We start from the raw sequence: 9,467 nt of genomic DNA on the forward strand, positions 1-9,467 counted from the left end.
GCGGGCGTTCTTGTGGAGACGGATCAGCATGGCGGAGCCTCAAGCCAGTGAATTGAATACCTCGCGGAGCAGGCTCCGCGCCTCGAAGAGAGCATAGCTTCTAACCGGAATATAATCACACGGGACCAAATAGCTAAGGAACAACTACTTCGGGGATATCCTCTGTAACGGCATCGGCATTACCCGTCTTTTGATACTGCTCCCGCCACTCCCCGTCTATATTTATTTCCGCCATGACCCGGCTTACCAAGCCACCTACGGAAATAATGCAACCATCCTCTGCTTTCGCTTTGGTAAGCAACCAATCACGATCATAATTTGTTTTCACGGCGTAACTCCTAAAAAACTGTTTTGTGGTAGCCTCGGCGAATAAATCTTAGCGGAAGGTTTCAACCCTCCCCCCACCGCCGATACAAAATCGGCAACAAAACCAAGGTCAACAACGTAGACGTACACAGCCCCCCCACACCCACCACCGCCAAAGGCCGCTGAATCTCCGACCCCGGCCCCGTCGCGAACAACAGCGGAATCAACCCGAACGCCGCAATCCCCGCCGTCATCAACACCGGACGCAAGCGCCGCATGGCCCCCGTCACCACCACCTCGTCCATCGGCATCCCCAAGGCGCGGAGTTGGTTGAAATAGCTCACCATCACCACGCCATTCAGCACCGCGATGCCCAGCAGCGAAATGAAGCCCACCGAGGCCGACACCGACAGATATTCCCCGGAAATCCACACCCCATACACCCCGCCGATCAAGGCCAGCGGCACATTCGCCAGCACCAGCCCCGCCTGCCGCACCGACCCAAAGGTCGAGAACAGCAGCAGGAAAATCAGCCCGATGGACAGCGGAATCACCACCGCCAGCCGGGCGGCGGCGCGTTGCTGGTTCTCGAACTGCCCACCCCACTGGATGGTGTAGCCGGTCGGCAGCGACACTTTCTCCGTCACGGCCTGTTTGGCTTCTTCGACGAAACCCACCAAATCCCGCCCCTCCACATTGCTGCGCACCGAGGTATAGCGCTGGCCGCGCTCACGGTTGACCGCCACCACGCCCTCGACCGGCTCGATTTTGGCGACGGCGGACAGCGGCACCCGCCGCCCATCCGGCAACGCGATTTGCAGCGTGGACATATTGGCCGGTTCGCCAGAACCCCGCAGCAACAGCGGCGTGCGGCGGACGCCTTCCTGGACGATACCCAGCTTCAAGCCCTCGATCTGCGCCCGCAAAGTGTCGGCCAGCGAATCCGAATCCAGCCCCAGCCGTCCCGCCGCCAGCCGGTCCACCTTCACCACCAGGTATTGCATTCCCTTGTTGCGGATGGTGAACACGTCGGACGCGCCGGGAATCTTCTTCATCACCCCGGCGATGGCTTCGGCCTTGGCGTTCAAGACCGACAATTCCGGGCCGTACAGCTTCACCGCCACGTCGCCGCGCACGCCGGTCAGCATCTCCGTCACCCGCATCTGGATGGGTTGGGTGAAGCCGTAGGCGATGCCGGGAACGGTGTCCAGCACCTTGCGGATTTCGTCGATCAACGCCTCCTTGCTTTTCATCCGCCATTCCTCCTGCGGCTTCAGCACCATGAAGGTGTCGGTTTCGTTGAGGCCCATCGGGTCCAGGCCGATTTCATCCGCGCCGACGCGGGCGGTGATGCGGGTCACTTCCGGGACGTGTTCCAGGATGGCCTTCTGAATTTCCTCGTCCAACCGCACCGACTGCTCCAGGGTGATGGACGGCAGCTTTTCCACCTGCACGATGATGTCGCCCTCGTCCATGGTGGGCATGAAGGTCTTGCCGATTTGGGTGTAGACGAATCCGGTGGACAGCAGCAGCAACCCGGCGCAGATGAACACGATGCGGCTATGATCCAGCGACCACAGCAGCGCCGGGCGGTACAGCGCCAGGAATTTCCGGGCCAGCCAGGGTTCCTCATGCTTAACCTTGGTCATCAGGAACGAGGCCAGCACCGGGATGACGACCAGCGAGAAAATCAGCGAGCCGGTCATGGCGAACACGTTGGTGAAGGCCACCGGCTTGAACAGCTTGCCTTCCAGCCCTTCCAGCGAGAACAGCGGCACGAACACGATGCCGATGATGATGGCCCCCGACACCACCGGCGCGGTGATTTCCCGCATGGCCCGGTAGATGATGTGCAGCCGGGGCAGCCGGTTGGCTTTGCCGTGTTCAGCGAGGTGGGAGGTGATGTTCTCGACGACGACGACCGCCGGGTCCACCAGTTTGCCGATGGCGATGGCGAGGCCACCCAAGCTCATCAGGTTGGCGGTCAGGCCGAATTGATGCATCAACAGGAAGGTGAACAGCGCCACCATGGGCAGGATGCAGGCCACGGTCAGCGCGGCGCGGAGGTCGCCCAGGAAGGCCAGCAGCAGGATCAGCACCAGCACCGTGGCTTCCACCAAGGCGTGGATGATGGTGTGGGTGGCCTTCTCCACCAGATGGGCGCGGTTGTAGAACACACTGATGTTCACGTCCTTGGGCAGGGCCGACTTGAGTTCTTCCAGCTTGGCCTCGATGCCCGCCACCACTTGCCGGGCGTTCGCTCCGCGCAGACTCAGCACCAAGCCCTCGACCACTTCGTCCTGGCCGTTCTGGCTCACCGCGCCGTAGCGGGTCAGCGCGCCCAGCCGCACCTCGGCCACATCGCCGATGGTGATGGGAATGCCGTTGCGCTGGACCACCACGATGGTCCGCACGTCGTCCAAATCGACGATGCGCCCCTCGGCCCGGACCAGCAGCGATTCCTCGCCCTGCACCAAGCGGCCCGCGCCGTCGTTGCGGTTGTTGGTCTTGAGAGCGGTCGTCAATTCGCCGATGGAGACGCCCCGCGCCGCCATCCGCATGTTGTCGGGGATGACCTCGAAACTCCGCACTTGTCCGCCCAGCGCGTTGACATCGGCCACGCCCGGCACGGTGCGGAGCGCGGGGCGGATCACCCAGTCGAGCAGGCTGCGCCGGTCGGCGAGGCTCAAGCCCTCGCCTTCCACGGTGAACATGAACATCTCGCCCAGCGGCGTGGTCATGGGAGCCATGCCGCCTTCCGCGTTGGATGGCAGATTGGCCCACGCGCCGTTGAGCCGCTCGGCGACTTGCTGCCGCGCCCAGTAGATGTCGGTGCCTTCCTCGAAGTCGATGGTGATGTCGGTGAGCGCGTACTTGGCGATGGAGCGCAGCATGGTCTGCTTGGGGATGCCGAGCATTTCCACTTCGATGGGCGCGGTGACGCGGGCTTCGACTTCCTCCGGGGTCATGCCGGGGACTTTGACGATGATCTTCACCTGGGTGGGCGAGACATCGGGGAAGGCGTCGATGGGGAGATTAATGGCGGCCAACCAGCCCGCGCCCGCCAGCAGCAGAGCGGCGAGGAGGGCGAAGACCCGTTGGGTGAGGGCGAATTGGATAATTGAGGAAATCATTTCGCGCCTCTTGCTCGTAGTCCCGCCCTCAGGCGGCTACTCGCTATATAAGAACCGCCTAAAGGCGGGACTACGAGCGCGTTGCCGTAGGCCGGGCATGTACTCATGCCCGACGCCATGGTTTCGTGCGAAATGTCGGGCATGGGAATACATGCCCGACCTACGCTGACTACGTTGACACGGGACGCAGAGCGGCCACGGATGCATTCCCACGCGGAGCGTGGGAACGATAAGGTTTGTTGTGTATTCAATGCTCGTGCCCCGCTGCTTCTTCCTCGCGCATCCCCACCCAGGCCGCCTTCAACGCCGCCACGCCCTGCACGGCCACGCTCTCGCCAGGATTCAAGCCCTCGTGAATCGTGACGTTGTAGGCCTCCTGCCCGGCCACCGCCACTTCCCGCGCCTCGAAGCCATCCGCTGATTTCACGAACACATAGCTTTTGCCCTCGAAGCTGAACACCGCCGCCACCGGCACCCGGAAAATGTGGTCGGTGCTGCGGTGCATGAGTTGCACGTTGAGGTGCATTCCGGGCCGCAACTCATCCGCGCCTTGTTCGACCACCGCCCGGACCAGGGCGCTCTGGCTTTGCGGATCGACGCTCTGACCGACCTCGATGATGCGGGCCGTGGCCTTGGGGCTTTCCACGTTCACCCGGTCGCTGAGCTTGATCTCGTGCAAGCGCTCCTGGGGCATGTCCACTTCCAGCCAAAGCTCGTCCAGCTTGCCGATGCGGAACAGCGGCGCCAGCGCGTCCACCCGCTGCCCGACCACCGCCATGCGCTCCAGCACCACGCCGTCGGTGGGGGCGTAGACCTCCAGCAGGCTGTCGATTTGATGGCTGGCCTTGAGCTTGTCCACGTCGCTGGAACTCATGCCCGAAGCCAACAGGGTTTGCTCCGCCGCCCGCATCGTGGCCTGGGCGCGGTCGAAGTCACTCTTGGTTTCCTGCCAGCGCAGGCGGGAAATCACGCCTTCCTTGAGCAAGGTCTCGTCGCGGTCCAGCTTCGCCTTTGCCACGCTGAACGCCGACCCGGCGTCGAGCAGGCTACGCTGCACATCCAATAAGGCGGTGCTGCGGATTTCGGCGAGGATTTGGCCCCTGGTCACATTCACGCCCAGGGGCACGTTGACGTGGGTCACGACGCCCGCTTGCAGGGCGCTGACCACGAATTCCTTGGCGGGCGGCAGCACCACCCGGCCCGGTGCCCGCGCCAAGGGCATCGCGGACACCGGCTCCGGCGCGGCGGTGCGGACGCCGATGTGCTTGATTTGTTCGGGGGTGAGGTGGAGGCTGGATTCTTGGGCGGGGGCTAGACCGGGAACGGCCAGCGCCAGCCAGAAAGCGATTGCGGGAGCGGCCCTCAGGCCGCGATTTAGCGTGCCACCCCAAGCGTGGGCTAAAGCCCACTCCCACAGTCCGCCGCGCAGAATCTCTTTCTTCATGGCGTCACCCCCACCACCTGGTTATAAACCGCCGTGTCCCGCTGAACCAGGATGGCCCGCTGCGCCGCGTCGCGGATGGCGGCCTGGGCGCTGGCCTGGATCTTCAGATAGTCAATGAGGGCAATCTCGCCGGTCTCGAAGGCCAGTCGGCTCATCTTGAGCTGGGTCTCGGCGATGTCCTTGCGGCGCTGGGCGATTTCCAGCGCCACCCGGTCCACTTCGAGATTGTGCAAGGCTTCGTGCAGCGCCCGCTCCAATTGCCGCCAAATGGTTTCCCGCTCGGCGATGCGCTCAGTCAGGGCGACGTTGGCTTGCGCCACGTAGGGAGAATTCCACGCCTCGCCGCCGATGGGCACCTGCAACACGATGTTGGTGCCGGTGTCGAAACGCTCGTTGCTGCGGCCCCGGCTGCTGTTGGTGCCGACCAGCAGGCTGGGCTGGTTGCCCTGCTTCGACAGCCGGGTGAATTCCACTTCCGCCTGCGCCCGCTCCACCAAAGCATTCGCTGCCGCCACCGCTGGATGCTGCTCGTCGAACTGCCGCAACGGGCTTTGCGATTCCTCGAAGGATTTAGGTGCCCGCGCCAGCCGGGTGAGGTTCTGATACGCCTTGCGGGCGTGCATGACTTCCGCCTCGGCTTGCACCAAAGCGGTTTTCTTTTCCAACTGATCGCTCTCCGCCAGCAACAAATCGGCGCGGGCCAGATCGCCCAGTTCGACGCGCCGCGCCACCACGGCGGTCAGCCTCTCGGCGACTTCATAAATTTGCCGGGCCAGTTCGTGGCGGTTCTCCACCAAGCGCAAATTCCACAAGGCGTCGCGCACCAACCCGGCCACCTCGTGGCGGAGCGCCCGTGCGTACAGGCCCGCGCTCTTTTGGGCTTCGTCCGCCACTCGCTGGCCGGCTTGTTTCTGATCCCACATCCAGAACGGCACCTGCACGCCGGATTGGACATCGTTGGCACCGCGATTGCCGGAGAACAGATCGTCGATCCATTGCAGGTAGAGCATCGGATAGCCGGCGATCCAACTGGCGCTGCGCTGTTCCAAGGCTTTCGCCTCGCTCTCGAAGGCGCTCACCAGGGCATTGCGGGGATACTTTTCAAGCGTGGCGTCAACCACTTGCTTAAGCGTCAGGCGCTCGTCGAAATTCAACTCGTCGTAATGCTCGACGAGCAGCGCCTCCGAGTGGGCGGACACGGCGAAAAACAGGCAGAACGCCCCCAGGATGCTGGGAAAAACCTTCATTTCATTATTCTCCACAAGGCCGCTCGGCAGCGCGGGGCGCGGGTCGGCTCAATGATTCGGCAAGATAAGACAGGACGACAAGCGGACGCCGAAACGACCAGAGGCAAACGCCCGCCAGTGGCTCGGAGTCAAGTCAAGCGCGGCGGCGGGGCGCGGGAATGGGGACGGAAATGAGGCAAGCGGAACAGCGGCTGAAGAGCGGCGGCGGCAACGACGCCACCAACCGGCGGCGCGGTGGCCGACAGCGGTCCCGGCGACGGGAAATGCGGTTGATTCTGGGAGTCGGGGATGAATTCAGCCGGGTCGGACGGATTCCATGTCCCCGCCTGCACCCCCACGATGACATCCAGGCCGTCGCGCGCAAGCCGGGCGGTGGCGTAGCCTTCCTCGCTGTCGACGAAAGCCTCCAAGCCCGGCAAATGCATAAACCCGCCGGTTTCCGCCCCGGTGTGCGCATGGACCCAGGGCGCGAGGAGTTGCATCAGTACCAACAGGAGGCAAAGGGCGAGACGCGGGGCGCGGGTCATGGCGTAGGGCGGGAAGCGGTTTGGAAGCGGTTCACTTCGAAGGCCCACAGTATAGTGCCGGGGATGGTGCGTGTAAAAAGCGGCGCACGGCCCCAGGCTCGTAGTCCCGCCTTCAGGCGGCGGGGCTTATTTGCCATCGGCCCCGTGATCCCGCCACAGCCGCCCGGCGATGATGGACCTAACCTATGGCTGTCCGAATCAATCAACCACCCAACCTTGGGAGTCTGTCATGTTTAAGCAATTCTCCATCTTCGCCCTACTGCTCTGCGCCTTCATCGGCGCGTCCGCCGAAGCCGCCACCTCGGTCAACGGCGTCTGGTCCGCCAGCAACGGCGACCTGCTGTTCTTGGTGAAGTCCACCAAGGGCATCGTCGTGGCCGTGGACATGAAGCCTGATAAAACCGTGCGCTATCTCTTCGAGGGTGCCATGAGCGGCGAGCATTTGTCCCTGCAAAACCGCGACGCCACCGCCAGCCTGGAAGCCGACGTGAGCGGCGACAGCCTGACCGGCAATCTGACTGAAGCCAGCGGGACCACCGACATCACCGCCAGCCACAGCTTTTACTACAAAGGCAGCGCCTATGACGGTTTCTGGCAATTGGACGGCACCACCAGCTATTACGTGTTCGCCACGCTGACCCTGGAAGGCGTCGCCACGGTCATCGTGCCGTACTTCACCGTGGTGGACCAACAGGTCACGGAATACAACCTATTCATGGGCACCCCGGCGAAAACCAACGACGACGGCACCGGCAACTTCGCGGGGGTTTCCCTGCTCGACACCACGGCGCTGAAACTCGGTTTCACCAGCAATAGCGCCGCCAATGTGAGCTTCATCAAAAACAAACAGACCACCAAGTTCACGGCCACCCGCAAATACGCCGTGACCAAGAAATCCGGGCAACCCTGAATTCGACGAATCCAGCGCGGCAGGGACGCCCGCGCATCGGCAGTGGGTGCGAAATCCCGCCTACTTTACCCGCCACGGTTTTTCCCGTAAGTTGCCGGAACCCGTTGACTTATCAAGCAGGATCAAACCATGAGCAATTTGCCGGACGATTTGAAATACGCGAGCAGCCACGAGTGGGCGAAACAGGAAGACGGGGGAATAGTACGGGTCGGGATTTCCGACTTCGCCCAGGAGCAATTGGGCGATGTGGTCTTCGTGGAACTGCCGGACGTGGGCCGCAAGGTGAAGGCGGGCGAGGCGGTGGCGGTGGTGGAATCGGTGAAGGCCGCGTCGGATATTTACAGCCCGGTGTCCGGGGAAATCGCCGCCGTCAATGAAGAACTGAACGACGCGCCCGAAGCCATCAACGAGGGTTCCTATGCGGCGTGGTTCTTCGCCGTGAAGGCGGACAATCTGGCCGAATTGGACAAGCTGCTGGACGCGGAAGGCTATCGGGAATCGGCGGGCATTGAATAAGCCGCATAGGAACACGCAACGACGGACTTGATATTCCTGGCCGTGTTGCTGTGCTACGTAACCCATCGCGCCGACCGGGATGGTGGGTTACGGCGCACAGCCAATTCAATATCAGCCACATGATTCATCGGATGTGCGCCTAACCCACCCTACGAAACTCACCACCCACCACTTTCCCCCCATGCCCTTCATTCCCCACACCGAAACCGATATTCGCGACATGCTGGCGGCGCTGGACGTGGCGTCGTTGGACGACCTATTCGACGAGATTCCCCCGGCGCTGCGTTGCGGCGAGTTGGCTATTCCGCCCGGACTCAAGGAAATGGACACCGCCAAGTTGATGGCGGCGCGGGCGCGGCAGAATCAACCGCTGCTGTGCTTCGCGGGCGGCGGCGCCTACGAGCATCACATTCCGGCGGCGGTGTGGGCGGTGGCGAGTCGGGGCGAATTCTACAGTGCCTACACGCCTTACCAGCCGGAAGCCAGCCAAGGCACGCTGCAAGTGCTGTATGAATATCAGACCATGCTGGCGAGCCTGACGGGTATGGACGTGGCGAACGCCTCGCTGTACGACGGCGCGTCGGGGCTGGCGGAGGCGGTGTTGATGGCGGTGCGGGTCAACCGTAAATCGCAATCGCGCCGGGTGTTGATGCCACGCACCGTGCCGCCCGCGTATCGGCGGGTGGTGGAAACCATCGTCGGGGCGCAGCAGTTGGATTTGGTGGAATTGCCGTTCGACCTCAAAACCGGTTGCACCGAGTTGGCGGCGTTGGATGCCTACACGGGCAGCGACATTGCCGCGTTGGTGATTCCGCAGCCCAATTTCTTCGGCCTATTGGAGCCGGTGGACGCGCTGACCGATTGGGCCAAGGCCAATGGCGCGGCGGCGGTGGCGCTGGTCAATCCCATCGCGCTGGGCTTGCTCAAGCCGCCGGGCGAGTGGGGGCAAACCGGCGTGGACATCGTGTGCGGTAACGGCCAGCCGTTGGGGGTGCCGTTGTCCGGGGGCGGGCCGTATTTCGGCTTTCTGTGTTGCCGGAAGGAGTGGGTCCACCAGATGCCGGGGCGTCTCGCGGGCCGCACGGTGGATATGGACGGCAAGCCCGGTTTCACGCTCACCTTGCAAGCCCGCGAGCAGCACATCCGCCGGGGCCGGGCCACGTCGAATATCTGCACCAATCAGGGTTTGATGGTGACGGCGGCGACGATTTACATGGCCTTGCTGGGGCCGGAGGGTTTGCGGCGGGTGGCGTTGGCCTGTCATGCCAATACGGGGTTATTGATGGCGCGGCTGGCGGCGATTGAGGGCGTGGAGCGGGTATTCGAGGGGCCGTTTTTCCATGAGTCGGTGTATCGGACGCCGATTCCGGCGGGGGAGCTGCT

General features: G+C 63.1%; 8 protein-coding genes. 3 read left to right on the forward strand and 5 right to left on the reverse strand.

Annotation, left to right across the window (positions count from 1 at the left end):
- Positions 1-133 precede the first annotated feature (133 nt).
- The 5 genes from ACXWUF_RS12650 to ACXWUF_RS12670 form a co-directional block, all read right to left on the reverse strand.
- On the reverse strand, positions 134-328 hold the full coding sequence (locus ACXWUF_RS12650) for a hypothetical protein (RefSeq protein ID WP_458495031.1): 195 nt from the start codon (positions 326-328) through the stop codon (positions 134-136).
- Between the two features lie 61 nt (positions 329-389).
- Entirely contained in the window at positions 390-3,437 is a 3,048-nt protein-coding gene (locus tag ACXWUF_RS12655) for an efflux RND transporter permease subunit (protein WP_458495038.1), read from the reverse strand.
- A gap of 250 nt (positions 3,438-3,687) precedes the next feature.
- Positions 3,688-4,884, reverse strand: coding sequence for an efflux RND transporter periplasmic adaptor subunit (locus ACXWUF_RS12660; RefSeq protein ID WP_458495032.1), 1,197 nt, complete (start codon positions 4,882-4,884; stop codon positions 3,688-3,690).
- A complete protein-coding gene (locus tag ACXWUF_RS12665; RefSeq protein ID WP_458495033.1) occupies positions 4,881-6,131 on the reverse strand; it encodes a TolC family protein in 1,251 nt (416 codons plus the stop codon). The genes ACXWUF_RS12660 and ACXWUF_RS12665 overlap by 4 nt, the downstream gene beginning before the upstream one ends.
- A 128-nt stretch (positions 6,132-6,259) precedes the next feature.
- The gene (locus ACXWUF_RS12670) at positions 6,260-6,658 is read right to left on the reverse strand and encodes a hypothetical protein (protein WP_458495034.1); all 399 of its coding nucleotides are present in this window, start codon (positions 6,656-6,658) and stop codon (positions 6,260-6,262) included.
- Positions 6,659-6,887: 229 nt separating this feature from the next.
- Between ACXWUF_RS12670 and ACXWUF_RS12675 the strand changes: the two genes are divergently transcribed.
- The 3 genes from ACXWUF_RS12675 to gcvPA form a co-directional block, all read left to right on the forward strand.
- Positions 6,888-7,568, forward strand: a complete 681-nt coding sequence (locus tag ACXWUF_RS12675) for a hypothetical protein (protein WP_458495035.1) — start codon at positions 6,888-6,890, stop codon at positions 7,566-7,568.
- Between the two features lie 129 nt (positions 7,569-7,697).
- Positions 7,698-8,084 carry a glycine cleavage system protein GcvH gene (gcvH, locus tag ACXWUF_RS12680; RefSeq protein ID WP_458495036.1) on the forward strand — a complete coding sequence of 129 codons (387 nt, stop codon included), beginning with the start codon at positions 7,698-7,700 and terminating at the stop codon, positions 8,082-8,084.
- A gap of 181 nt (positions 8,085-8,265) precedes the next feature.
- A partial coding sequence (gene gcvPA / locus ACXWUF_RS12685; RefSeq protein ID WP_458495037.1) for an aminomethyl-transferring glycine dehydrogenase subunit GcvPA occupies positions 8,266-9,467 on the forward strand: 1,202 nt, incomplete at its 3' end.

The organism is Methylomagnum sp., from assembly GCF_054333355.1.